Below are 24,785 nucleotides of genomic sequence, written 5' to 3'. Positions count from 1 at the left end.
AAATGAAGTATGAATTAGATAAAACAAGCGGCAATGCTCGTCGTGGTCGCTTGGTATTTGAACGTCCACAGGGCACGTTCAGTGTAGAAACCCCTGCATTTATGCCAGTGGGTACTTATGGCACGGTAAAAGGCATGACGCCAGAAGAAGTGCGTGCGACAGGTGCAGAAATTTTACTGGGTAACACGTTCCATTTATGGCTTCGACCAGGACAAGAAGTCATGCGTAAACACGGTGATTTGCACGACTTTATGCAATGGCATCGTCCGATTTTGACTGACAGTGGCGGTTTCCAAGTATTCAGTTTAGGTAAATTACGTAAAATTACCGAAGAAGGCGTAAAATTCCAAAACCCAATTAATGGTGAGCGTATTTTCCTTTCGCCTGAAAAATCCATGGAAATTCAATATGATTTAGGTTCTGATATCGTGATGATTTTTGATGAATGTACTCCTTACCCAGCGACTTTCGATTATGCGAAAAAATCTATGGAAATGTCACTTCGTTGGGCAAAACGCAGCCGCGATCGCTTTGATGAATTAGGCAATAAAAATGCGTTATTCGGTATTATCCAAGGCGGTGTATTTGAAGAATTACGTAAAGTATCATTAGAAGGCTTAGTCAATATTGGTTTTGACGGTTATGCGGTGGGCGGTTTAGCGGTAGGCGAACCAAAAGAAGATATGCACCGAATTTTAGAATATATTTGCCCACAAATCCCAGCTGACAAACCACGTTATTTAATGGGCGTGGGTAAACCAGAAGATTTAGTGGAAGGCGTGCGTCGTGGCATTGATATGTTTGACTGCGTAATGCCAACCCGTAACGCACGTAATGGCCATTTATTTGTTACAGACGGCATTGTCAAAATCCGTAATGCAAAATATCGTGATGATACCAGCCCGTTAGATCCTGAATGTGATTGCTACACCTGTAAAAACTACACCAAAGCTTATTTATATCATTTAGATAAATGCGGTGAAATTTTAGGTGCGCGCTTAAATACCATTCACAATTTACGCTATTATCAACGTTTAATGGCGGAAATTCGTCAAGCGATTGAAGATGATCGTTTTGATGATTTTGTGGTGGAATTCTATGCTCGCATGGGCAAACCTGTTCCGCCATTACAATTAGCGGATAAATCATAATTAATAAAAGTGCGGTAGAAAAATAAAACGTTTTTTGACCGCACTTTTTAACAAAGGAAATCTTATGCAAATTCTTGAACCTCAACAATTCGCCACATGGAATGAACCTATTGAAATGCTTTATGCCTGTCATAGCAAGGTAAAACGTTTTTGTCGTCAGTTAAGCATTTTGCCTGATTATCTAGAAAAACACGGCTATACTCAGGCTGTATTAAATGATGTTGAGCAGATTTTAAGCTATTTCAATCGTGCCGCACCGTTACATCACGATGATGAAGAATTAGATTTTTTCCCTCAATTAGTCAAAGTGGCTCCGCAAACACAAACTTCCATTGATGAATTAGAAAAACAGCACGAATATTTGCATGAAAATTGGAATGCATTATCTGTGCAGTTAGAAGAGCTTATTTCTGAACAACGTCAAGATATTGATAAACATTTAATTGAACGCTTTATTCAAGGTTATGATCGTCATATTGCCTTAGAAGAGCCGTTATTTGAAATGGGGCGTGAATGCTTAAGTGCGGATATTTTGACTGAAATGGGCAAGCACATGAGTGCTCGTCGTCAAGTTAAAGAATGAAATATCAGCTCAATTTAACCGCACTTCGATGCCCCATTCCTCTTTTAAGTGCTAAAAAAGCCTTAAAAAATTTGGATAAAAATGATGAGCTAATGTTGATCTTAAACCTTGAAAGTGCGGTGGAAAATTTTTCTATTTTTGCCGAAGAAAATTCTGTTGCTTTGGTCGAGCAATATTACGCTTCGGAAAAAGAATTTATCGTTATCTTGAAAAAATAAAATTAATCGCCATAACGTAGGATATTGGGCTTAGTTCGCCTTTCCCAATGAAGCAATTTATGGTATTTTACGCAAAATTTTTAACTTAAATTAATAAGGAAAACACAATGGAAGCACAAAGCCCAATGTCCACGCTATTTATTTTCGTGATCTTTGGTTTAATTTTCTACTTTATGATTTATCGCCCGCAAGCTAAACGCAATAAAGAACACAAAAAATTGATGTCTGAGCTTGCAAAAGGTACTGAAGTTTTAACCGCTGGTGGTGTAATCGGCAAAATTACTAAAGTAACCGAAGGTAGCGATAGCATCGTGATTGCGTTAAACGACACGACAGAAATTACGATTAATCGTAACTACATTGTGAGCGTTCTTCCTAAAGGTTCATTAAAATCACTTTAAGAATAACATTAAATTATTTTCCAGAGCCACGAATTGTGGCTCTGTGCGTTAGAAAAGAAAAGGAAAACTATGTTAAACCGTTATCCATTATGGAAGAATTTGATGGTTATTTTTATTGTGGCCATCGGGATTTTATATTCTCTTCCAAATATTTATGGTGAAGATCCTGCGGTGCAAATTTCCGGTACACGCGGTCAAGAAGCGAATACTAGCGTGCTTGGACAAGTTCAAGATGTGCTTAAAACTAATAATCTTCCAACCAAATCTATCGTGCTTGAGAATGGCTCAATTCTAGCTCGCTTTACTAATACCGATGATCAACTTCTTGCTAAAGATAAAATTGCTGAACGTCTTGGCAATAATTACACCACCGCATTAAATCTTGCTCCAGCCACTCCAGCTTGGTTAAGTATGTTTGGTGCGAATCCTATGAAATGGGGATTAGACTTACGCGGTGGGGTTCGTTTTTTGATGGAAGTCGATATGAATGCCGCACTTGTAAAACGCCAAGAGCAATTACAAGATAGTTTGCGTGGCGAACTTCGTAAAGAAAAAATTCAATATACTGCCATTAAAAATACTGAGCATTTTGGTACGTTGATAACCTTAGCTAATGTGAGCCAGCGTGCTAAAGCTGAGCGAATTATTCGCCAATTACATCCAACATTAGACATTACTGAGCCTGATGCTGATAGTATTAATTTAGGGCTATCTACTGCAGCATTAAATGAAGCACGCGACTTAGCCATTGAGCAAAACTTAACGATTTTACGTAAACGTGTTGCTGAATTAGGTGTTGCAGAAGCGGTAATTCAACGTCAAGGTGCGGAGCGTATTGTGATTGAATTACCAGGTGTTCAAGACACTGCACGTGCAAAAGAAATTTTAGGGGCAACGGCAACACTTGAGTTTCGTATCGTAAATCAAAATGTTACGGCTGATGCTATTTCTCGTAATATGTTACCAGCTGATTCGGAAGTTAAATATGATCGCCAAGGTCATCCTGTTGCGCTATTTAAACGTGCCGTATTAGGTGGGGAGCATATTATTAATTCAAGCTCTGGTTTAGATCAGCATTCAAGCACGCCGCAAGTGAGTGTAACCTTGGATAGCGAAGGTGGCGAGATTATGTCTCAGACCACTAAAAAATATTACAAGAAACCAATGGCAACGCTTTATGTTGAATATAAAGATAATGGCAAAAAAGATGAAAATGGCAAAACCATTTTAGAAAAGCATGAAGAAGTCATTAATGTTGCAACAATTCAAGGTCGTTTTGGTTCTAATTTCCAAATTACTGGTGTTGATAGTATTGCCGAAGCACATAATCTTTCTACCTTGTTGAAATCTGGCGCATTAATTGCACCAATTCAAATTGTTGAAGAACGCACAATTGGCCCATCATTAGGTGCGCAAAACGTAGAGCAAGGGATTAATGCGAGTCTTTGGGGATTAGTTGCTGTTATTGCCTTTATGTTGTTTTACTACAAAATGTTTGGTGTGATTGCAAGTTTTGCACTTGTTATTAATATCGTATTACTTGTGGGATTAATGTCTATTTTACCCGGTGCGACACTTTCAATGCCGGGTATTGCGGGTATCGTTTTAACTTTAGGTATGTCAGTAGATGCGAATGTATTGATTTTTGAACGTATTAAAGAAGAAATTCGTAATGGTCGTTCAATTCAGCAAGCCATTAATGAAGGTTATAACGGCGCATTTACTTCTATTTTTGATGCAAACTTAACCACAATCTTAACCGCAATTATTCTATACGCGGTAGGAACAGGCCCAATTCAAGGTTTTGCGATTACGCTTTCACTTGGTGTTGCGATTTCTATGTTTACCGCGATTACTGGAACTCGCGCATTAGTTAATGCCCTTTACGGCGGCAAACAACTTAAAAAATTATTAATTTAGGCGGGAAATGATGAAACTTTTTACAAAAGATAAAGACGGACATTTTATCCGTGAAATCAATGGGATAAAGCTCCCGTTCCCATTGACTGAATTTATGAAAGTGCGTAAATTGGGTTATATATTATCCGCACTTTTGATGGTAATTTCTCTATTTTTTATTATTACCAAAGGATTTAACTGGGGCTTAGATTTTACTGGTGGAGTGGTATTTGATACTCACTTCTCGCAGTCCGCTAACCTTGAACAAATTCGTAGTAAACTTCACGAAAATGGAATTGAAAGCCCAATTGTACAAACCACAGGATCGGTTCAGGATGTGATGATTCGTTTACCTGCAAGTAATAATGATTCTACCATTGGTGAACACGTCAAAAGTATGCTACAGAATGTAGATAAAGACATTCAAATTCGCAGTATTGAGTTCGTTGGCCCAAATGTTGGTGAAGAATTAGCACAAGGCGCGGTATATGCGACTTTAGCGACATTAGCAATGGTGCTTATTTATGTGGGGTCACGTTTTGAATGGCGTTTAGGCTTTGGCAGTATCGCTTCTCTTGCGCACGACGTCATTATTACGCTAGGGGTATTCTCTGCATTACAAATTGAAATTGATCTTACTTTTGTCGCAGCGATTTTATCTGTGGTGGGTTACTCCATCAACGATAGTATTGTGGTATTTGACCGGGTTCGTGAAAATTTCCGAAAAATTAGACGATTGGATACGATTGATATTATTGATATTTCTTTAACGCAAACTTTATCAAGAACTATCATTACTTCGGTTACTACATTAGTTGTCGTGATGGCATTGTTCTTCTTTGGTGGTCCTTCCATTCATAACTTTTCACTTGCTTTACTCGTAGGTATTGGATTTGGTACTTATTCCTCGATTTTTGTTGCCATCGCCATTGCATACGATGTTGGTTTACGTCGTGAACATATGATCCCACCTAAAGTAGATAAAGAAATTGATGAATTACCTTAGTTAATTTACTTTTAGAATAAATTAAAAAAAATAGTTAATCGAAAATTTACGATTAACTATTTTTTATTTATATAAAGCTCTAATTGAAATAGACTACTTAAAATTCAAAGATTATTTAATCTTGAGGTAAGGCATTTATTACGGCCTTTACTAAAGTGGCTAAAGGAATGGCAAAGAATACACCCCAAAATCCCCATAAACCGCCAAAAATTAATACTGAAATGATAATAATTAGTGGATGTAAATTGACGGCTTCAGAAAATAAATAAGGCACAAGGAGATTTCCATCTAAAAGTTGGCTTACAGCAAAAGCAATAATGATGTACCAAAATGTTGGGCTGATTCCAAACTGGAATAAAGCAACCAATGCAACAGGAATCGTGACAATAACTGCGCCAATATAAGGGACGAGAACTGAAAGCCCCACTGCAAAAGCCAATAAGAGCGGATAATTTAGCCCAAAAATTAAGAAAATAATATAAGTGATTAAAGTGACAATCAGTATTTCTAATAATTTTCCGTGAATGTAATTAGAAATTTGTTGTTGCATTTCTTTCCATACTTTGAAAGCTAAGTTTCTATTTTTCGGTAAGAAACGGCTGACGCCTTGTAAAAGTTCTGATTTATCTTTCAACATAAAAAACATCATTAATGGCACTAAAAAGGCATAAATCCCTAAAGAAACCAAGTTCATAATAGAGGCTAAAGAAAGTTTTACAGCAGATTCGCCAAAACCAAGGATTTTTTCTCGCACAGAATTGAAAATAGAATCAACCATTGAATAATCAATAAGTTCAGGATAATTTTTAGGTAAATTGAGTAGCCATTCATTAGATTTATTAAACATAGCGGGCAAATCACTTAATAAGGAAATAGTTTGATTCCACAACATTGGCACCAATACCAAAAAGAAAACTGCTGCTAGACCAATAAAACTACCGAAAATAAGAATTGTCGCTAACATTCTTGGGCATTTTAAATATTGATTTAAAAAATTGATTGGTATTTCAAGTAAATAGGATAGCACTAGAGCAATCAACAAAGGTGCAATTAAATCTCCAAAAAAATAAATGGAGATAAAGCCAAATAATAATATAGCTAATAGTCCCATCGCTTGTGGATCACTTAAACGGCGTGAGTACCAGCTTTTCAACATTTCTAGCATAATTTCTTTTCCTGTAAGTATTTTTTGCCATTATAAGTTAAAATTTACAGTGTTTATAGCTACTAAGAGGAAATCCTATGTCTGTTATTATTTATCACAACCCACATTGCTCAAAAAGCCGTGAAACGCTAGCATTATTAGAAAATAAAGGTATTCAGCCGATTATTGAACTGTATTTGCAAAAGCAGTATTCCGTTAATGAATTACAAAGCATTGCCAAAAAATTAGGAATTGATGATGTTCGCCAAATGATGCGCACGAAAGATGAACTATATAAAAGCTTAAATTTAGATAATTTAGATCTTTCTCAAGCAGAATTATTTAAAGCGATAAGTGAACATTCAGCACTTATTGAACGCCCAATTGTTATTAATGGCGATAAAGCTAAAATCGGGCGTCCGTCAGAAACTGTACTTGAGATTTTGTAATTTAAACGTTTGCATGTATAATACACCAGCCGTGGAAATCCTTCCGCGGCTTTTTTAAGGAAAATTTATGAGAAAGAAACAAAAAAGTGCGGTTGAAAATGAAACCGTTTATTTGCACACTCGAGGCGTGATAAAAGATAATGCGGTGATGGCATTGCTAGGCGATAAATTATTTCGTCAGCGTGTTGAGAAAAAACGTAAAGGGAAAGGCAGTTACCAACGTAAGGCGAAACACCTAGGGAAAATGCTTGAAAAGCCCGATTATAAATTTTTTGATTACAGAAACTTTATAATCGGGTTTTTCTTAGGTTAAAAATAGCAAGGAGTAAAATATGTCAAAACAGCCTCAAATTCTACTTAATAATACGTGGAATGTGCGTATTAGTGATCCCGGAGAGGAGGGGGCCAAAAGCCATTTCTTTGAAACGATTTATTTAACTCTAACAGCTTATTTTGAAGAAAATAACATACGCTATGAATTTGTGCGTAAAGTGGAGGATCAAATAAAAATTCAGCGTTCTTTTACAGAGTTAAATGAATTGTTCAAATTTTTAGGGGATTATTTTGATCCCGTCTCGATTGGTCTAGTCGGTGTGAAAATTGGAAACTTAGGGATAAAATTAGAATAAAATATTGATTAATCTATAAAATTTCACACTATATTTTACGATTATTGTAAAACAAAGATCGCACTTTAATGATATAAATTACATAAAAAAGTGCGGTTATTTTTTCTTTATTTTGATAAGAAAAATAGATTACTTAGCAACAAATTTCTTGTACGACAAATTGTAATGAATGTCTCGAAAATTGTTGTTGTTTGCGGTGTTTTAAACGTCTTAAACGTAGATTACGTGATAAAGAACTTTGTTGTAAATTAGCTTTCTTTTTAAGAAAAGTTTTACGTTTTAACATTTTATTAATCCTTATTTTCTTTTATTTCTTCTAAATTTTTAACCGCACTTTCGTTGTTGGCATTATCATTCGTTGTTTGATTTTCTTGGACTCGATGATAATTTACGATGCTATTCATATAGCGGCGAATATTTTCTACATATTGATAGGCTTCATAGCCTCTTGCATAGCCGTATTTCAGTTGGGAATAATAGCGTTTTTCTGCTAATAAAGGCAGATTTTTTTTCACATCGAGCCAATTATCTGGATTTCCTCCAAGATTTTGAGTTAAACGGCGTGCATCAATTAAGTGACCGAGTCCTATGTTATAGGCAACTAAGGCAAACCAAATTCTTTCTTCCTTTTCAATGCTTTCAGGAAGCTGACTAATCAACCAGTGTAAGTATTCTGAACCAGCTTTAATACTTTGTTCAGGATCTGTTCTATCACTGATTTTCATATGTTGTGCGGTATTTTTGGTGAGCATCATTATGCCACGTACTCCAGTTGGCGATGTTGCGTCAGGATTCCAATGAGATTCTTGATAAGCCACTGCTGCGAGTAGTCGCCAATCTAATTCACCTTTGTATTTTTCAAAGAGCAGTGAGAATTGTGGCAAGGTATTTTCAATTGCGTTCATATAAGAGCGTGTATCCACGTAATCAAATTGTGAAATATGTCCTAAATATTTTTCTTTTAAATTATCTAAAAGTCCCGTTTCTTCGGCATTATTCATAAAATTGAGTAAAGCCGTTTGTAGATCGCGGTAGGGGCTATTGGGTAAATACCAGTGAACGTTTGCTTCATCAGTAATATCAAAGGCAATGGCTAATTCTGGTTTGATTTGTTGAATTGCAGCAATATCAATAGAATTTGCAATAACGTAAGGAATTTTGCCTTCAGCCAGTTGTAGTAATAGTTCTTCTTGAGTAAGTGCTTGATTTCTTTTCCAAGTTAATTGTGGATATTGTTTTTGTAATTCTTTTAGCGTTTCTTCTAATGCTAAATTATTTGAGATATAAATATCTTTCTTTACGTTACCTAAATTTTTAGGACGATTTTCATTTTTTCGATAAGCTAATTGCCATGAAGCAGAATGATATGCAGGACCTATTTGGAAACGTTCCGCATTTTTAGGATGGTATAAAAGGTGGGCGGCAGCTAAATCAATATTGTGTTTATCAAGTTCATCAAATAACTGCTCTTGATTATCGAAAATTTTCATTTCGAGTTCTACGCCTAAAGTATCAGCAAATGCTTTGGCTAATTCATATTCAAAGCCTCGTTCGCTATCTTTATTAATAAAATAAGAAATCTGGTTATTTATTGTTCCTACATAAAGTGATCCCCTAGCTTGAATTGCAGTATAATGATTTTCTTCAGTATGACGTAAAAATTGCCATGGGAACACCATATCAATAGCCCAAAATAATAACGCTAGAGCAGTAATAATACGTAAAAAAAGACCTTTCAATGATTTTTCCTATATAAAAAAGTTATGGGATTGTAGCCAAAACTTTCACTATAGACAATAAAAAGCCCCCTTGAGGTTCAAGGGGCTAAGTGTATGTAAAATATCAGACGATTTATTTTTAGAATGATGCTCTACGATCACGGCGTGGTTTGTCGCTAAAAGTGCGGTTACTTTTTTCATTAAATTTACGATTTCCACGATTATCATTGCCGCGTTCACGTCCGCGCTCTCCACGGAAATCGCCACCACGACCTTTACGTTTACCGTTAAAATCATCGCTGCCACGGGAATTATCGGATTTTACTGCACCTAAGAAAGACATTTGCATTTGTTTATTCAATACGCGTGTTTTTCCGAATTGTTGCAATAATTCTTTCGGCATACCTTGTGGCAATTCAACGGTAGTGTAGTCATCATAAAGTTTGATATGACCAATATAGCGGCTATTGATATCACCTTCGTTAGCAATCGCACCAACGATATGGCGAACTTCTACACCATCTGCACGACCGACTTCGATACGATATAAATCCATTGGTTGTGGATTTCCATAGCCTTTACGTTCGCCACGACGTTCAGCTGAACGTGGATTTTCACGGCGATCACCGCGATCATTACGTTCACGACGACGTTTCTCCATTGGCGGATCAGGTGGAAGAATGAGTTTTTGTTTACCTTGTAACAACATTAACATTGCAGCAGCAATATCTTCTTGATCCTGATCGGCTGTGAATAAGTCTTCTAATAAACTACGATATTGCTCTAAATCGTGATGCTCGAGTTGTTTCGTAATTTTGGCGACAAATTTTTTGCGGCGGCATTCTTGTAACACAAGATGATTTGGCAATTCTACTTCATTGATACCTTTTTTCATTAGGTGTTCAATATTACGAAGTAAACGACGCTCGCGAGGTTCAACAAATAATAAAGCACGACCAGAACGACCAGCACGACCTGTACGCCCAATTCGGTGTACATAAGATTCTGCATCAAGCGGAATGTCGTAGTTCACCACAAGGCTGATACGTTCAATATCAATACCGCGTGCAGCCACATCGGTTGCCACAACAATATCTAAACTGCCGTTACGTAAGCGATCGAGGGTTTGTTCGCGTAATTGTTGTGTCATATCGCCATTAAGTGCGGCAGAACGGAAACCATTTTTTTCAAGTAGTTCTGTAATGTCTAAAGTACCAGTTTTAGTGCGAGCAAAAATAATCGCTGCATCAAAATCTTCCACTTCTAAGAAACGAAGAAGAGCTTCGTTTTTACGCACTCCGTGTACATACCAACAACTTTGGTCGATATCTGGGGCATTTTCGTTATTCACTTTGATCTTCACTTCTTTCGGATCATTCATAAAACGTTTCGTAATACGACGGATCGGTTCAGGCATTGTTGCAGAGAATAACGCAGTTTGATGATTTTCTGGTAATTCTGCCATGACGGTTTCTACATCATCAATGAAACCCATGCGTAGCATTTCATCGGCTTCATCTAATACGATAAAACGAAGTTCAGAAAGATTTAATGTTCCGCGACGAATATGGTCAAGAATACGACCTGGTGTACCCACAACCACTTGTGCGCCTTGTTTTAATGCACGAAGTTGGATGTCATAACGTTGGCCACCATATAAGGTAACAATGCGAGTGCCCTGTGCATATTTAACAAATAGTTCGCACGCATCGGCAACTTGAATAGCAAGTTCGCGTGTAGGTGCCATTACTAACATTTGTGGATGTTTTTCACTTGGATCAATTTGCGCGAGTAAAGGCAGTGCAAAGGCAGCGGTTTTACCACTACCCGTTTGTGCCATACCTAGCACATCATTGCCACTGAGCAAATGCGGGATACAAGATTGTTGAATTGGAGAAGGTGTTTCAAAACCTAAGTCAGAAACAGCTTTTAAGATGAACTCAGGTAAGCCTAAGTCATTAAAAGTAATTTTGTCAGTCATTAAAATACTCGAATATAAATAAGGAAAGCTCAACGGGCTTTCGGTTTATTAAGTTGAGCAGAGCGAATGAATTTTTCTATTCGTTCTACTGCAAAGAGCGGTGAGTTTTGATTGATTTTTAGAAAACAATCGCTTTTGTTACCGCACTTTTCTCTTCTTTTTCGTCTTCTGTTTGAACTGGTTTTAGTTTCATGAGTTCAAACGCGGCAAAACGATACTCAACAAAGTTATAAACCTGATTTGCCATGGCTAGTTTAAATAAAGCTGCTGCTTCATCTACTAGCCCTACATTGAGTTTTTGTTTTGCTAGATAAAAATAGGTTTCTGTGAGAATTTCAGCATATTGTTGTGAATTTTCGGAAAATTCACTTGCACGTTGTTGTAATTCTTCTACAGAGATGTGTCCTAAGTAATATTGAACGATGTGTGTACCCCAGAAGTCCTCTGATAGCCCTTTTGCTCGTTCAACAAGGTTTGTTTGGGCTTCTTGTGGTTTTAATTTTTGTTCGTTCAAATATAGCCATAAGACACGATAGGGATCTTTTTTATCGGCTTGGTAGAACTGTAAGAAATCTTGCTGAGCAAGATGGTAGCGCCCTACATAATAAAAATTTAAACCACGATTAAGGTGGGTATAGTCATAACCTGAATCTAATTCAAACACCGTATTGAAAGCATCCAATGCGCCGTCATAATCTTCTTCAAGCAATAAATAAAGCCCTAAGTAATTGTACACAGATGCCATTTTCGGCTGTAATGCAAGGGCTTGAGTAAGATCATAACGAGCAAGTCCCCATAATCCAAGAGAATCATAGAGTACGCCACGTTCAAAATGTAGCGATGCACGTTCTTCATTACTCATTTTTCCAACCAGTAGTACTTGGCTTAATCGCACGATCATCACTTCTTGTTCAAAGTGAGTATTCGGGTTTTGTTCAGCCAACACGACATGATTTTTAGACACAAAACCACCCCTAGACTGAACACAGCCAGCAAGGAGTAAGATCGCACATAAGCTAAATAAATAGACTATAAAATGGCGAGATAAGCGAAAACACCGCATTTGCTTTCTTTATGCCTAAAAGTTGGAAAACAACAAAACTTGGCAGCGAATGCTACCAAGTTTTGATTCTATATTCCAAGATTATTCCTGTTCTTCGACAGAATCTTCTTGGTTAATTTCAGTTTCTTGTTTTGGAGCCAAGTCTTTCATTGTTAAACGAATACGACCTTGACGATCGATTTCAACAACTTTTACGTTTACTTCTTGACCCACTTGAAGGTAATCGCTAACTTTTTCTACACGCTCTTCAGCAATTTGAGAAATATGAACCAAACCTTCTTTATTTCCAACGATTGCGACGAATGCTCCAAAATCAGCAAGACGAGTGACTTTACCTTTGTAAATTGCGCCAGCTTCAACTTCTGCAACGATTTCCTCAATACGTCCCATTACGTTTTTCGCTGCATTGCTATCTACTGCGGCAATTTTCACTGTACCATCATCATCAATATCGATAGAAGTGCCAGTTTCTTCAGTTAGTGAACGGATTGTTGCACCACCTTTACCAATCACATCTTTGATTTTCTTAGGATCGATTTTCATTGTATAGATGCGCGGTGCATAATCTGAAATATCCGCGCGTGGAGCAGGAATTGCTTGTTCCATTACACCAAGAATGTGCATACGTGCACTTTTTGCTTGGTTTAATGCAATTTGCATAATTTCAGGGGTGATACCTTCAATTTTGATGTCCATTTGAAGTGCGGTGACACCTTCGCGTGTACCCGCTACTTTAAAGTCCATATCGCCTAAATGGTCTTCATCGCCTAAAATATCTGAAAGCACCACGAATTTCTCTTCTTCTTTCACTAAGCCCATTGCGATACCCGCAACTGCTGCTTTGATTGGTACACCTGCATCCATTAATGCTAAAGACGCACCACATACAGAGGCCATAGAAGAAGAACCGTTAGATTCAGTGATTTCAGATACAACACGTACAACATATGGGAATTCTGCAAGGCTTGGCATAACAGCCGCTACACCACGTTTTGCTAAACGACCGTGACCGATCTCACGACGTTTTGGCGAGCCGATCATACCTGTTTCGCCTACAGAATATGGAGGGAAATTATAATGGAATAAGAAGTGATCTTGACGTTCACCCGTTAATTCATCAATGATTTGTGCATCACGTTCAGTACCTAAAGTCGCAACAGCTAATGCTTGCGTTTCGCCACGAGTAAAAATCGCAGAACCGTGAGTACGTGGTAATACACCAGTGCAAATATCTAATGCACGAACAGTATCAACGGTACGGCCATCAATACGTGGTTCGCCTGCAATGATACGGCCACGAACGATTTGGCCTTCAAATGCGGTGAAAATATCCACGATTTTACCTTCGCTGATCTCTTCATCTTCAGCTGTGATTTGCGCAATTACATCCGCTTTAATCGCATCGATCTGTTCGTAACGAGCTTGTTTTTCAGTAATGCGGTATGCATCGCCTAAACGTGCTTCAGCAATCGCTTTTACTTTGTTGATTAAATCTGTGTTTGGTTGTGGAGCAACCCAATCCCAACGTGGTTTGCCCGCTTCTTTTGCAAATTCTTTGATTGCTTCAATCACAACTTGTTGTTGTTGATGACCGAATACAACTGCCGCTAACATTTGTTCTTCAGTTAAAACGTCTGCTTCTGATTCAACCATTAATACGGCTTTGTCAGTACCTGCAACCACTAAGTCCAAACGGCTTTGTTTTTGTTCTGCCATAGTTGGGTTTAATACGAATTGGTTGTCAATAAAACCAACACGTGCTGCACCGATAGGGCCATTGAAAGGCACGCCAGATAAGGTTAATGCTGCAGAAGCACCGATCATTGCCACTAAGTCTGGGCTGATTTGTGGGTTTACAGAAACCACAGTTGCCACAACTTGGATTTCATTGAAGAAACCTTCTGGGAATAATGGACGAATTGGACGGTCAATTAAACGTGCAATTAAAGTTTCGCCTTCAGATGGACGACCTTCACGCTTGAAGAAACCACCAGGGATTTTACCCGCCGCATAAGTACGCTCTTGATAGTTTACGGTTAATGGGAAGAAGTCTTGACCTTCTTTCACATCTTTTTTAGCAACAACAGTCACGAATACCGTGGTATCGTCCATGCTTGCCATAACCGCAGCCGTTGCTTGACGTGCAATCGCGCCAGTTTCTAGAGTAACGGTATGCTGACCGTATTTAAATTGTTTAACAATTGGATTCACAATGTTTTCCTTAAAATTTATATTAAAAACAATGCCTTATTTCCCAGATTGCGACTAGCAAAAGAAATCTTTCGAAAAAATGACCGCACTTTTGGCGTTTAAAAATTTCTTTTGATAGCCGCACGCTAATGTAGAAAATAAAGCCCGTGCATTATACAGGATGTTTGGCTTTAATGGCTAACTTTATTTCACATTACCAACTTCTTATCATTGTTTCGACAGTATTTTCCTCCTAAAAATTGATTGTTCTCTCTGAAATTAGGTTCTTTTATATGAAGTATAATGTAATGATGGCTAGTGATGCTAATTATCTTCCTTAATGTAGAAATTACACTGAAATCTTTATTAATGCACAATGAAAATCTCTCTGTTTTTATTTTACATACAGGAGATATTTCTGAATCGTGGCAAAATGATCTTCAACTTTATTTTGCTAAACGCTATTCAACATTACAATTAGTTCATATGATTTCAATTAATACTCTTGATATTTCTCCTGTTATTTTTCATTTTACAGGTCCTCATAAGCCTCTTGATAATATTTTTTCTGAAAATGCTTGTGTTAATGCCGTAATTTCATTGTTTAGACTTTATGCGTCAATAAGTTGGCAAAATATTTGCTCTCTTTCACTCGGTACTACAAGAGCTAATTGGATTAATCAAGAGAGATGATGTAATCGGTGGCTTTATTTCATTTAACCGACTTGGTATCATAGTGTAACTTTTATCCACTATAAGGAAAATTCTATGATTATTAGCAGCTTAACCAGCCCAAATTTTAAAGTTGGTTTACCAAAAGTGATTGCTGAAGTATGTGATTATTTAAATACGTTAGATTTGAATGCGTTAGAAAATGGTCGCCATGATATTAACGATCAAATTTATATGAACGTAATGGAACCAGAAACTGCAGAACCAAGCAGTAAAAAAGCAGAATTACATCATGAATACTTAGATGTGCAAGTGCTTATTCGTGGCACGGAAAATATCGAAGTGGGCGCAACCTATCCGAATTTATCTAAGTATGAAGATTACAACGAAGCGGATGATTATCAACTTTGTGCAGATATTGATGATAAATTCACCGTCACAATGAAACCAAAAATGTTCGCTGTATTCTATCCTTATGAACCGCACAAGCCTTGCTGTGTAGTGAATGGAAAAACAGAAAAAATTAAAAAATTAGTCGTAAAAGTACCTGTTAAATTAATTTAATTTTTGAAAAAGTGCGGTTAGAAATTTATCAGCCCTGTGCCTTATATCTCCGCCCTGAAGGACGGAGTTTTACGGCACAGGGCTGATAAATAAAACACTTTGTGAGATTAAGAATGGGTTTTACGCAATGCTTTTCCAATAAAAATGCTTGCAACTAACATTACTAAAGTCGGAACCAACCAAGCCATTCCTTCAGATGAAAGAGGGAAGTGTTTCAATAATGAATTGATGCTTTCTGGTAACATTTTAACGTTATTTAAGCTGTCACATAAACTAAAACAAACCGTAACGAGCAATGTACTATTGTATGTAAATTTTATTGATGGAAGTTTTTTTCGTAAGAATTGCAATAAAACAAGCACAATAGCTACTGGGTAAATTAATAACAAGGCTGGGATCGTTATGCGAAGTAGATCCGTTAAACCATATTGTGAAACAGTGATTGTCATTGCGGTAAAAAGTGCGGCCCAGAATGGATAAGAAAAACGCACAGAGAATTTTGAAAAATAATCAGCAGATGCGCTAGTTACACCAACAAGTGTTGTTAAGCTAGCTAACACAATAATACCTGCCATAATCCAAGTCCCAGCTGAACCGAATAAGACATTTACATAACGAGAGAAAATTTGTCCACCATTCGTTGCCCCTTCTGCAACTGCAGCACTGGTTGCACCTAGATAGAAAAGCGAAAAATATAAACTGGCGAGTAAAATGACAGAAACAAATCCGGCTGAAATGGTGTATTTCACAATATCTTTGGTTTTTGTCACATTTTTCGCTGATAATGCTCGGGCGACAATTCCACCAAAAGCAATGGCTGCAAGTACATCCATCGTTTGATAACCACTGGTTAAGCCGATTAATAAAGAATGGCTATTTTCATAAGCATTACTTGGCGCTTGAATTTCAGATAAAGGCGAAATAAATACGGTAATTGCTACAGCAATAAGTAACACTAATAAAGCTGGTGTCATAAATTTACCCACGCTTGAAATGATCGTATTTGGGCTAATCATAAAGCCCATCGCGATTAAGTTAAAAATGAGTGAAAATAGGAAACGAACATTCGCATTATCTTCCACTAGATCTAAAGGCAACCACGCCATTTCATAAGCAACATTCGTGATACGAGGCATTGCAAAGGTAGAGCCAATGGTTAAATAAAGTATAACGAGGAAACCTGTGCCAGCCCATTTTGGTAAATCTTTAGTAAGTTCTTCGCCACGACCTAAAATCGCTACCACGACAAGCGTAATAAATGGCATTAAAACGCCAGTTAAAACAAAGCCTAAGGAAGCACTCGTCCAATGTTGTCCTGCGGAAAATCCTTCCATAGGCGGAAAAATGATATTACCTGCACCTAAAAATAAGGCGAAGATCATCATTCCTAAAACGATAATATCTTTACGTGAAAACATAATTTTTGACTCTAAAAATAAAAAGGCCTGCATTCTACTACAAAGTGTAGAGAATCCCTATTCTGTAAAACTAAAAATGTGAATTTTGTCACAATATATGGCATTTTATCGACAATTCGTTAAAAATCCCGACAAAATCTACCGCACTTTTTCCTTTAACTTCGAAAATATGCTAGGATGCCCCTTTGTGAATTTTTTGCTATGTATTTTTAAAGGGGTTTATGTGATAAAATTGATCCAACGTTTTTTTAAATTAGAATCTGCTGGCGGTATATTATTGCTTTTTTCAGCTGTTGTTGCGATGTTGCTGGCTAATTCGCCGTTAAGCAACCAATATAATGATTTTTTAAATTTGCCTGTAAGTTTACAAATTGGTAGTTTCTCAATTAATAAAACCTTAATTCACTGGATTAACGATGGTTTTATGGCGGTGTTTTTTGTATTAGTGGGAATGGAAGTCAAAAAAGAATTATTTGAAGGCGCGCTTTCTACCTATCAACAAGCTATTTTCCCTGCTATTGCAGCTATTGGCGGAATGGTTATACCGGCTGTAGTTTATTGGTTTATCGCTAAACAAGATCCAAGTTTAGCTAATGGCTGGGCAATTCCAATGGCAACAGACATTGCTTTTGCACTGGGAATTATGGCGTTATTGAGTAAACAAGTGCCACTTCCACTGAAAATATTTTTACTTGCCCTTGCTATTATTGATGACCTCGGTGCGATAGTTGTTATTGCATTATTTTTCTCGCACGGATTGAGTGTACAAGCACTAATTTTTTCTGCCGTGGCAATTATTGCGCTGATATTATTAAATCGTTTCAAAGTTTCCGCACTTTGCGCTTATATGGTCGTAGGTGCAATTTTATGGGCTTCCGTATTAAAGTCTGGTGTGCACGCTACTTTAGCAGGCGTTATTATTGGTTTTAGCATTCCATTGAAAGGTAAAAAAGGAGAACGCCCATTAGATGATTTCGAGCATATTTTAGCCTCTTGGTCATCTTTCGTTATTTTACCACTTTTCGCATTTGCCAATGCTGGTGTGAGTTTTGCAGGCATAGATGTGAATATGATTTCGTCGCCATTATTATTGGCTATAGCAAGCGGTTTAATTATTGGTAAACCAGTCGGTATATTTGGATTTAGTTATATTTCTGTTAAATTGGGATTAGCTAAATTACCGGATGGAATTAATTTTAAACAAATTTTTGCTGTTGCGGTTTTATGTGGAATCGGTTTTACGATGTCAATGTTCTTAGCAAGCCTTGCGTTTGATGCTAATGCGGGGGAAAGTGTCAATACCCTTTCTCGTTTAGGTATTCTACTTGGATCAACGGTTTCGGCAATACTTGGTTATTTATTCTTAAAACAGACGACAAAACTAAGTTAATCATACACAAAGTGCGGTAAAAATTTACCGCACTTGTTCTATAAGATAATTCCACTATCTGCTTTGGTAAAATTCATTACAAATAAACTTTTATAAGTTCTTACATGAAATTCACCCGTCAATACTCGGCGTGTGAATGCGTGATAGCTTTCCATATCTTTTGCATGGAGTAGCAACATAAAATCATAGTCCCCTGAGATTTCGTAACAGCTTACCACTTCGTCTTCTTGACGCATTTTCCGTTCAAATTGCTCTTGATAATAAGAATGTTGATTATCCATTTCGACCATGACAAATACGCTAATCGTACGCCCAACGGCTTTTGGGGAAACAACTGCAACTCGTTTTGTAATAACGCCTGAATCAGTTAATGATTGCACACGTCGTTGACAGGTTGCAACGGAACTATTCACTTTCTCTGACAGTTCTTTTAACGGAATCATGGCATCTTGTTGTAATACATTCAAAATATTACGATCTAATTTATCCAGTGTTTGCATAAGATAATTTCTCAAAAATGTAACTATTGAGAAAAATATTATCACAATAAAAAATAAAGTTGAGATTTTTTATTGCCTTGGGATTTTATAATAATCACATTGATGAGATGAGGTTCAAAATGAAAGTAGTTACTCAAGGTGTATTATTGTGCATTTTTTCACAATGTTTATTTGGCATATTGTATTTATTTAGTATATGGCTCCAACCACTTAGCGGAACGGATGTTTTTGCGTGGCGTATGCTGACCATGATCTTTGGGTTACTTTTAATTTTATTCCCGACTATTGGTTGTCGCTCTCTTTTGTCTCTTATCACGACAACGTTAGGAAAAAGTTGGACGCGTTGGGTTTTATTTTTACTGGGGACATTAGATGCGGGAAGTCAATTCTGGCTCTTTATGTGGGCTCCGCTAAATGGCGAAGGGATAAATATTGCGATGGGATATTTCCTTTTCCCTCTGATCATGGCTATTTTAGGATGGGCTTGGTTAAAAGAACGTTTATCATTTATTCAGAAAATCGCGCTTTTACTAGCTGCCTGCGGTGTTGCACATGAATTATGGCACACTCAAAGTTTTTCATGGACAAGTTTGTGGGTTTGTACGGTTTATCCATTTTATTATCTAAGCCGTAAATGGATGAAAATCCCTGCTCTACAAGGAATTACATTGGATATTATTTTAATTTCGATTCCTTGTTTTATTTATATTCTTTCTCAAAGCGATACGCTTTCTTTGGTTACGCAAGAATATCGTTATTGGTTATTGCTACCAGCACTTGGTATTGTGAGTGCGATTTCGCTTTCAGCCAACTTAAAATCCAGCCAACAAATTCCAGTTAGTATTTTTGCGGTGTTGAGTTATATTGAACCCATATTGCTTTTTTTAATAGCTGTCTTTGTGCTAGATAATCAAATAACCACAAGCGACTATTTTACTTATGTGCCTATTTGGTTAAGTCTCATTATGATTGGTATAGAAGGGATTTTAAACAAAAATAAAGTGCGGTAAAAATTAACCGCACTTATTAAAGTTACTGAAATAATTAGAAATTATCTAAAAAAGTGATTTTTTATTCCCACTCGATTGTCGCTGGTGGTTTTCCGCTGATGTCGTACACGACGCGGGAAATGCCATTCACTTCATTGATGATGCGGTTAGACACTTTGCCTAATAAATCATAAGGCAAATGAGCCCAATGTGCGGTCATAAAATCGATGGTTTCTACCGCACGTAGGGAAATAACCCAATCGTATTTACGGCCATCGCCCATTACGCCTACAGATTTCACAGGCAGGAACACACTGAAGGCTTGGCTGGTTTTTTCATACCAACCGCTGTTGCGTAATTCTTCGATAAAGATCGCATCCGCACGGCGTAATAAATCGCAGTATTCTTTTTTCACTTCACCTAATACTCGCACGCCTAAGCCTGGACCAGGGAATGGGTGGCGGTTGATCATTTCAGCCGGTAAGCCTAATGCTAAACCGATTTTACGTACTTCATCTTTAAATAATTCACGTAAAGGTTCAACTAAACCAAGTTTCATATAGTCTGGTAAGCCACCTACGTTGTGGTGTGATTTAATCACATGTGCTTTACCGGTTTTGCTTGCTGCAGATTCGATCACGTCAGGGTAGATCGTACCTTGTGCTAACCATTTCACATTAGTGAGTTTTTTCGATTCATCATCAAATACATCAACAAATACTTTACCGATAATTTTACGTTTCGCTTCAGGATCAGATACGCCTGCAAGTTCGCCTAAGAAACGGCTTTCAGCATCAACACGAGTGATGTTTAAACCGAATTTATCGCCAAACATTTCCATGACTTGATCGCCTTCGTGTAAGCGAAGCAAACCGTTATCCACAAATACGCAGTGTAAGTTTTTGCCGATAGCACGGTGTAAAAGTAATGCAACAACAGAAGAGTCCACACCACCAGATAAGCCTAAAATCACTTCATCATCGCCCACTTGCTCTTTAATGCGAGCAACGGCATCTTCGATAATGTTTTCAGCTGTCCATTTAGTTTCGCAACCACAGATGTTTACTACGAAGTTGGTTAATAATTCCAAGCCTTTTTTGGTATGGGTTACTTCAGGGTGGAATTGTACGCCGTAGAAACGACGATTTTCATCCGACATTGCAGCAATTGGGCAGGTTGGCGTTGTGCCAGTTACTTTGAAGTTTTCTGGTAAGCGCGTTACTTTATCGCCGTGGCTCATCCAAACGTCTAATTTTGGCTCAGAAGCGGTTAAATTATCGTTAAGATTTGCAAAAAGTGCGGTTGAATTTTCAAGAGAAACGGAAGCATAGCCGAACTCTCTGTGATCAGACGTTTCGGTTAAACCGCCAAGTTGCATTGCCATCGTTTGCATTCCATAGCAAATGCCTAATACTGGTACACTAGCATTAAACACATATTCAGGCACACGAGGGCTGTTTTCTTCAGTTGTGCTTTCAGGGCTGCCAGAAAGAATGATACCCGTTGGAGCAAATTCACGGATTTGTTGTTCGGTTACATCCCAAGCCCAAAGTTCACAGTACACACCGATTTCACGCACACGACGTGCAATCAGTTGAGTATATTGTGAGCCAAAGTCGAGGATCAGGATTTTGTGATTGTGGATATTTGTCATTTATAATGCTCTTATTATTGATAGTGTAAGCGGTTCATATTATTTAAAACTTTGCAAAAACCAACCGCACTTTAAACAGCAAAAGGCAGGCTAAAGCCCACCTTAAAGATTAGCCCATACGATAGTTCGGTGCTTCTTTAGTAATAGCAACATCATGAACGTGGCTTTCTTTAATGCCTGCACCGCTAATGCGAACAAATTCCGCTTTGGTGCGTAGTTCATCAATAGTTGCACAGCCCGTTAAGCCCATACAAGAACGTAAGCCACCCATTTGTTGATGGATGATTTCTTTTAAATAACCTTTATATGGAATACGGCCTTCGATACCTTCTGGTACGAGTTTATCTGCCGCGTTATCCGATTGGAAGTAACGGTCTGAAGAGCCTTTCGCCATCGCACCTAATGAGCCCATACCACGGTAAGATTTAAATGCACGACCTTGATAAAGTTCGATTTCACCTGGTGCTTCTTCTGTACCCGCAAACATAGAACCAACCATTACACAGCTTGCGCCTGCAGCGATGGCTTTTGCAATATCACCAGAGAAGCGGATACCGCCGTCTGCGATGACTGGAATGCCACGATCTTTTAATGCCGCCGCTGCATCTGCGATAGCCGTGATTTGTGGAACACCTACGCCAGTTACAATACGAGTTGTACAAATTGAACCAGGGCCAATACCTACTTTTACCGCACTTGCGCCTGCGTCTGCTAATGCAATTGCACCTTCAGCCGTTGCTACGTTACCTGCAACGATAGGCAAATTTGGATATTTTGCACGAGTTTCACGAATGCGTTGTAATACGCCTTCTGAGTGACCGTGAGAAGAATCAATTAATAGTACATCTACGCCTGCTTTCACTAAGGCATCAATACGTTCTTCATTGCCAGCACCTGCACCTACAGCCGCACCGACACGTAAACGACCGAATTCATCTTTACATGCATTTGGTTTTTGTTCTGCTTTTTGGAAGTCTTTAACGGTAATCATACCTTTAAGTTTGAAACTATCATTAACCACTAATACTTTTTCAACACGGTGTTGATGCATTAATTCCAAAATTTCTTCGCGACTCGCCCCTTCTTTTACGGTCACCAAGTCTTCTTTTTTCGTCATTACTTGTGAAACTGTTTTGCTTAAATCTTTTACGAAACGTGTATCACGGCCAGTAATGATACCGATTAAATTATTTTCCCCATCTACAACAGGGTAGCCCGCAAATCCGTTTTTCTTCACCATTTCAGCAAGTTCGGCAAGCGTTAAATTTGGTAAAACAGTTACTGGTTCAGAAACGATACCACTTTCGAATTTTTTTACTTTACGCACGCGATCTGCTTGGCGTTCGATCGTCATATTTTTATGAATAAAGCCAATACCGCCTTCTTGTGCTAAAGAGATCGCAAGTTTGGTTTCAGTTACGGTATCCATTGCTGCTGAAAGCATTGGGATATTTAAACGAATTTCTTTGGTAAGTTGAGTTGAAAGGTTGGCAGTATTTGGAAGCACTGTTGAGTGAGCTGGGACGAGTAGAACATCGTCAAAAGTAAGGGCTTCTTGTTTAATGCGTAATGACATTGCAATATTCTCGCTAAGTTGAAGTTAAAAAATATTGCGACGGGATTATACAGATTTCACTTTATTTTGAAAACGAAATTTTAGGATTTATGCTATGATTTTCATACTATTTGCCATAAGGAATGAATGATGAATTTTACGTTATTGACATATTTAGCGGATTGTCAGACAAAAGTGCGGTCTGAATTGGAAAAATTTTCTAAAAATCTAGAGGAAGATATTCAACAATTACGTGAAATTGGTTTGGATATTCTCGTTGATGGACAAGATTATCGCTTAGTGCCAATGCTTCCTTTATTAAATCCTCAGCAAATTTCAACCGCACTTTTTCCTTATAGTATCCATTATCAGCCGATTATTTCCTCTACAAATGAATGGATACTACAAAATATTCCTTCCTTAAAAAAAGGTGATCTTTGTGTGGCTGAATATCAAACTGCAGGGCGCGGTCGGCGTGGTCGCCAATGGTTATCGCCTTTTGCTGGGCAAATCATGTTTAGTTTTTATTGGATGTTTGATCCTAAAAAATCAATTGAGGGGTTAAGTTTAGTCATCGGTTTGGCGATTGCGGAAGTGCTAAATGTACAAGTGAAATGGCCAAATGATATTTTGTTTGATGAAAGAAAGTTAGGTGGCATTTTAGTTGAAATTGCTAATCATAAAAATGGCATGCTCAATTTAGTGATTGGCGTAGGTATTAATGTGTCGTTGTCAAAACAAACAGAAATTAGTCAGCCTTATGCGGAAGTGTGTGAAATTGATCCTGATGTAGAGCGACAAACTTTATTACCCAAACTTATACAACATTTATATACACGTTTAAATATCTTTGAACAAAATGGTATTGATGAGGAATTTCAACAAACATGGCAATCATATAATGCGTTTTCAAATAGTGAAATAAATGTGCTTACTGAGCAAGGCGTTATTTCAGGTATTGAACAAGGCATAGATGAACGTGGTTATTTAAAAGTATTATGTGGCAATAAAATTCAGATGTTTAATGGCGGAGAAGTTTCATTACGTAAGAAATAATAGCAATAAAAGTTTGACTATTCTAACCGCACTTTTTAATAAAATGTTTATATTTCCATCAAAAGATCATTTTTTTAAATATTTTTACAAAAAGTACTTGCAAGGGATTTGAAAATCCCTATAATGCACCGCACACAACGACGCACTGTTGTGAAGTTTTTTTAAGTTTCCAAGTGCGTCGTTATTTTTTGCTCTTTAACAATGTATCAGACAATCTGTGTGGGCACTTGTTGATTGACTTGTTTTAAAAATATTTTAATTTTGAAGTCTTAATAGGTGCTTAACTGAAAATTCATTATTACTTTTTTAAGTAGTATTTTATTTATAGCTAAGCAGTTTATTGAGCGATTGAACTTGAATTGAAGAGTTTGATCATGGCTCAGATTGAACGCTGGCGGCAGGCTTAACACATGCAAGTCGAACGGTAGCAGGAGAAAGCTTGCTTTCTTGCTGACGAGTGGCGGACGGGTGAGTAATGCTTGGGAATCTGGCTTATGGAGGGGGATAACGACGGGAAACTGTCGCTAATACCGCGTATTATCGGAAGATGAAAGT

General features: G+C 37.6%; 24 protein-coding genes and 1 rRNA gene. 15 read left to right on the top strand and 10 right to left on the bottom strand.

Translation table 11 applies throughout. The features are described from left to right. Positions 1-2: 2 nt before the first annotated feature. The 6 genes from tgt to secF all read left to right on the top strand — a co-directional run bounded on the left by tgt (position 3) and on the right by secF (position 5,258). Positions 3-1,151 carry a tRNA guanosine(34) transglycosylase Tgt gene (gene tgt, locus DV356_RS05705; RefSeq protein ID WP_005645731.1) on the top strand — a complete coding sequence of 383 codons (1,149 nt, stop codon included), beginning with the start codon at positions 3-5 and terminating at the stop codon, positions 1,149-1,151. A gap of 64 nt (positions 1,152-1,215) precedes the next feature. Next, positions 1,216-1,734 (top strand): hemerythrin domain-containing protein, encoded by a 519-nt coding sequence (locus DV356_RS05700; protein ID WP_005648824.1) that lies wholly within the window; start codon positions 1,216-1,218, stop codon positions 1,732-1,734. Continuing rightward, positions 1,731-1,952, top strand: a complete 222-nt coding sequence (locus DV356_RS05695) for a sulfurtransferase TusA family protein (protein WP_005634417.1) — start codon at positions 1,731-1,733, stop codon at positions 1,950-1,952. The genes DV356_RS05700 and DV356_RS05695 overlap by 4 nt, the downstream gene beginning before the upstream one ends. A gap of 107 nt (positions 1,953-2,059) precedes the next feature. Continuing rightward, positions 2,060-2,353, top strand: a complete 294-nt coding sequence (yajC, locus tag DV356_RS05690; protein ID WP_005648822.1) for a preprotein translocase subunit YajC — start codon at positions 2,060-2,062, stop codon at positions 2,351-2,353. Between the two features lie 69 nt (positions 2,354-2,422). Next, entirely contained in the window at positions 2,423-4,273 is a 1,851-nt protein-coding gene (secD, locus tag DV356_RS05685; RefSeq protein ID WP_005653411.1) for a protein translocase subunit SecD, read from the top strand. Positions 4,274-4,283: 10 nt separating this feature from the next. Next, positions 4,284-5,258, top strand: coding sequence for a protein translocase subunit SecF (gene secF, locus DV356_RS05680; protein ID WP_005686665.1), 975 nt, complete (start codon positions 4,284-4,286; stop codon positions 5,256-5,258). Positions 5,259-5,373: 115 nt separating this feature from the next. Here the strand turns inward: secF and DV356_RS05675 are convergent, their stop codons facing one another. Further along, on the bottom strand, positions 5,374-6,423 hold the full coding sequence (locus DV356_RS05675) for an AI-2E family transporter (protein ID WP_005664109.1): 1,050 nt from the start codon (positions 6,421-6,423) through the stop codon (positions 5,374-5,376). A gap of 77 nt (positions 6,424-6,500) precedes the next feature. On the opposite strand from DV356_RS05675, the gene arsC reads away from it, so the two are divergent. From arsC to DV356_RS05660, 3 genes are all read left to right on the top strand, one after another. Beyond that, positions 6,501-6,851: an arsenate reductase (glutaredoxin) gene (gene arsC / locus DV356_RS05670; protein WP_118806651.1), complete on the top strand. Its 351-nt coding sequence runs from the start codon at positions 6,501-6,503 to the stop codon at positions 6,849-6,851. Positions 6,852-6,918: 67 nt separating this feature from the next. After that, on the top strand, positions 6,919-7,164 hold the full coding sequence (locus DV356_RS05665; RefSeq protein ID WP_071162767.1) for an alternative ribosome-rescue factor A: 246 nt from the start codon (positions 6,919-6,921) through the stop codon (positions 7,162-7,164). Between the two features lie 19 nt (positions 7,165-7,183). After that, positions 7,184-7,480 (top strand): DUF5377 family protein, encoded by a 297-nt coding sequence (locus tag DV356_RS05660; protein ID WP_005648811.1) that lies wholly within the window; start codon positions 7,184-7,186, stop codon positions 7,478-7,480. Between the two features lie 133 nt (positions 7,481-7,613). Here the strand turns inward: DV356_RS05660 and DV356_RS09865 are convergent, their stop codons facing one another. From DV356_RS09865 to pnp, 5 genes are all read right to left on the bottom strand, one after another. Beyond that, complete coding sequence (locus tag DV356_RS09865) at positions 7,614-7,766, bottom strand: hypothetical protein (protein ID WP_005648810.1); 153 nt, start codon at positions 7,764-7,766, stop codon at positions 7,614-7,616. A gap of 4 nt (positions 7,767-7,770) precedes the next feature. Then, positions 7,771-9,219, bottom strand: coding sequence for a membrane-bound lytic murein transglycosylase MltF (gene mltF / locus DV356_RS05655; RefSeq protein WP_118806650.1), 1,449 nt, complete (start codon positions 9,217-9,219; stop codon positions 7,771-7,773). 118 nt (positions 9,220-9,337) lie between these two features. After that, positions 9,338-11,179, bottom strand: a complete 1,842-nt coding sequence (locus DV356_RS05650; RefSeq protein ID WP_118806649.1) for a DEAD/DEAH box helicase — start codon at positions 11,177-11,179, stop codon at positions 9,338-9,340. Positions 11,180-11,297: 118 nt separating this feature from the next. After that, positions 11,298-12,242, bottom strand: a complete 945-nt coding sequence (gene nlpI, locus DV356_RS05645) for a lipoprotein NlpI (protein ID WP_112119635.1) — start codon at positions 12,240-12,242, stop codon at positions 11,298-11,300. 81 nt (positions 12,243-12,323) lie between these two features. Then, positions 12,324-14,453: a polyribonucleotide nucleotidyltransferase gene (gene pnp / locus DV356_RS05640; protein ID WP_118806648.1), complete on the bottom strand. Its 2,130-nt coding sequence runs from the start codon at positions 14,451-14,453 to the stop codon at positions 12,324-12,326. A gap of 300 nt (positions 14,454-14,753) precedes the next feature. Here pnp and DV356_RS05635 point away from each other — a divergent pair, with 300 nt between their 5' ends. Together DV356_RS05635 and nanQ are read left to right on the top strand one after the other, a co-directional pair. Then, a complete protein-coding gene (locus DV356_RS05635; protein WP_239990309.1) occupies positions 14,754-15,125 on the top strand; it encodes a glycosyltransferase family protein in 372 nt (123 codons plus the stop codon). A gap of 75 nt (positions 15,126-15,200) precedes the next feature. Beyond that, a complete protein-coding gene (gene nanQ / locus DV356_RS05630; protein ID WP_005668233.1) occupies positions 15,201-15,668 on the top strand; it encodes an N-acetylneuraminate anomerase in 468 nt (155 codons plus the stop codon). A 107-nt stretch (positions 15,669-15,775) separates the two neighbouring features. Here the strand turns inward: nanQ and brnQ are convergent, their stop codons facing one another. Beyond that, positions 15,776-17,086, bottom strand: a complete 1,311-nt coding sequence (gene brnQ, locus DV356_RS05625; RefSeq protein WP_065251724.1) for a branched-chain amino acid transport system II carrier protein — start codon at positions 17,084-17,086, stop codon at positions 15,776-15,778. 187 nt (positions 17,087-17,273) lie between these two features. Here brnQ and nhaA point away from each other — a divergent pair, with 187 nt between their 5' ends. Then, the gene (nhaA, locus tag DV356_RS05620; protein ID WP_005668803.1) at positions 17,274-18,476 is read left to right on the top strand and encodes a Na+/H+ antiporter NhaA; all 1,203 of its coding nucleotides are present in this window, start codon (positions 17,274-17,276) and stop codon (positions 18,474-18,476) included. Between the two features lie 38 nt (positions 18,477-18,514). Here nhaA and DV356_RS05615 read toward each other — a convergent pair whose 3' ends face one another. Then, entirely contained in the window at positions 18,515-18,976 is a 462-nt protein-coding gene (locus DV356_RS05615; protein ID WP_013525489.1) for an Lrp/AsnC family transcriptional regulator, read from the bottom strand. A gap of 119 nt (positions 18,977-19,095) precedes the next feature. Here DV356_RS05615 and rarD point away from each other — a divergent pair, with 119 nt between their 5' ends. Further along, entirely contained in the window at positions 19,096-19,986 is an 891-nt protein-coding gene (gene rarD / locus DV356_RS05610; RefSeq protein WP_162628636.1) for an EamA family transporter RarD, read from the top strand. A 61-nt stretch (positions 19,987-20,047) separates the two neighbouring features. On the opposite strand, the gene guaA is transcribed toward rarD, so the two are convergent. Beyond that, positions 20,048-21,619, bottom strand: a complete 1,572-nt coding sequence (gene guaA, locus DV356_RS05605; RefSeq protein ID WP_105872773.1) for a glutamine-hydrolyzing GMP synthase — start codon at positions 21,617-21,619, stop codon at positions 20,048-20,050. Positions 21,620-21,728: 109 nt separating this feature from the next. Then, positions 21,729-23,195, bottom strand: a complete 1,467-nt coding sequence (guaB, locus tag DV356_RS05600) for an IMP dehydrogenase (RefSeq protein ID WP_118806647.1) — start codon at positions 23,193-23,195, stop codon at positions 21,729-21,731. A 129-nt stretch (positions 23,196-23,324) separates the two neighbouring features. On the opposite strand from guaB, the gene birA reads away from it, so the two are divergent. Both birA and DV356_RS05590 read left to right on the top strand, forming a co-directional pair. Further along, positions 23,325-24,230, top strand: coding sequence for a bifunctional biotin--[acetyl-CoA-carboxylase] ligase/biotin operon repressor BirA (gene birA, locus DV356_RS05595; protein WP_162628638.1), 906 nt, complete (start codon positions 23,325-23,327; stop codon positions 24,228-24,230). A 356-nt stretch (positions 24,231-24,586) separates the two neighbouring features. Beyond that, positions 24,587-24,785: ribosomal RNA gene (locus DV356_RS05590) — 16S ribosomal RNA — on the top strand; the annotation flags it as partial.

The sequence above is a fragment of the Haemophilus influenzae genome, assembly GCF_003494325.1.
GTDB classification, from domain to species: Bacteria; Pseudomonadota; Gammaproteobacteria; order Enterobacterales; family Pasteurellaceae; genus Haemophilus; species Haemophilus influenzae_I.
Note: the sequence above shows the minus strand (reverse complement) of the source record. Positions and strands in the feature narration are given on the sequence as shown.

Bases quoted from the DNA above. Each gene is read 5' to 3' on its own strand.
- DV356_RS05695 (WP_005634417.1), top strand. From the start codon at position 1,731: ATGAAATATCAGCTCAATTTAACCGCACTTCGATGCCCCATTCCTCTT.
- DV356_RS09865 (WP_005648810.1), bottom strand. From the start codon at position 7,766: ATGTTAAAACGTAAAACTTTTCTTAAAAAGAAAGCTAATTTACAACAA.
- guaA (WP_105872773.1), bottom strand. From the start codon at position 21,619: ATGACAAATATCCACAATCACAAAATCCTGATCCTCGACTTTGGCTCA.
- DV356_RS05650 (WP_118806649.1), bottom strand. From the start codon at position 11,179: ATGACTGACAAAATTACTTTTAATGACTTAGGCTTACCTGAGTTCATC.
- DV356_RS05660 (WP_005648811.1), top strand. From the start codon at position 7,184: ATGTCAAAACAGCCTCAAATTCTACTTAATAATACGTGGAATGTGCGT.
- brnQ (WP_065251724.1), bottom strand. From the start codon at position 17,086: ATGTTTTCACGTAAAGATATTATCGTTTTAGGAATGATGATCTTCGCC.
- guaB (WP_118806647.1), bottom strand. From the start codon at position 23,195: ATGTCATTACGCATTAAACAAGAAGCCCTTACTTTTGACGATGTTCTA.
- DV356_RS05615 (WP_013525489.1), bottom strand. From the start codon at position 18,976: ATGCAAACACTGGATAAATTAGATCGTAATATTTTGAATGTATTACAA.
- secD (WP_005653411.1), top strand. From the start codon at position 2,423: ATGTTAAACCGTTATCCATTATGGAAGAATTTGATGGTTATTTTTATT.
- nanQ (WP_005668233.1), top strand. From the start codon at position 15,201: ATGATTATTAGCAGCTTAACCAGCCCAAATTTTAAAGTTGGTTTACCA.
- rarD (WP_162628636.1), top strand. From the start codon at position 19,096: ATGAAAGTAGTTACTCAAGGTGTATTATTGTGCATTTTTTCACAATGT.
- nlpI (WP_112119635.1), bottom strand. From the start codon at position 12,242: ATGCGGTGTTTTCGCTTATCTCGCCATTTTATAGTCTATTTATTTAGC.
- arsC (WP_118806651.1), top strand. From the start codon at position 6,501: ATGTCTGTTATTATTTATCACAACCCACATTGCTCAAAAAGCCGTGAA.
- birA (WP_162628638.1), top strand. From the start codon at position 23,325: ATGAATTTTACGTTATTGACATATTTAGCGGATTGTCAGACAAAAGTG.
- DV356_RS05665 (WP_071162767.1), top strand. From the start codon at position 6,919: ATGAGAAAGAAACAAAAAAGTGCGGTTGAAAATGAAACCGTTTATTTG.
- DV356_RS05700 (WP_005648824.1), top strand. From the start codon at position 1,216: ATGCAAATTCTTGAACCTCAACAATTCGCCACATGGAATGAACCTATT.
- DV356_RS05675 (WP_005664109.1), bottom strand. From the start codon at position 6,423: ATGCTAGAAATGTTGAAAAGCTGGTACTCACGCCGTTTAAGTGATCCA.
- DV356_RS05635 (WP_239990309.1), top strand. From the start codon at position 14,754: ATGCTAATTATCTTCCTTAATGTAGAAATTACACTGAAATCTTTATTA.
- secF (WP_005686665.1), top strand. From the start codon at position 4,284: ATGAAACTTTTTACAAAAGATAAAGACGGACATTTTATCCGTGAAATC.
- tgt (WP_005645731.1), top strand. From the start codon at position 3: ATGAAGTATGAATTAGATAAAACAAGCGGCAATGCTCGTCGTGGTCGC.
- yajC (WP_005648822.1), top strand. From the start codon at position 2,060: ATGGAAGCACAAAGCCCAATGTCCACGCTATTTATTTTCGTGATCTTT.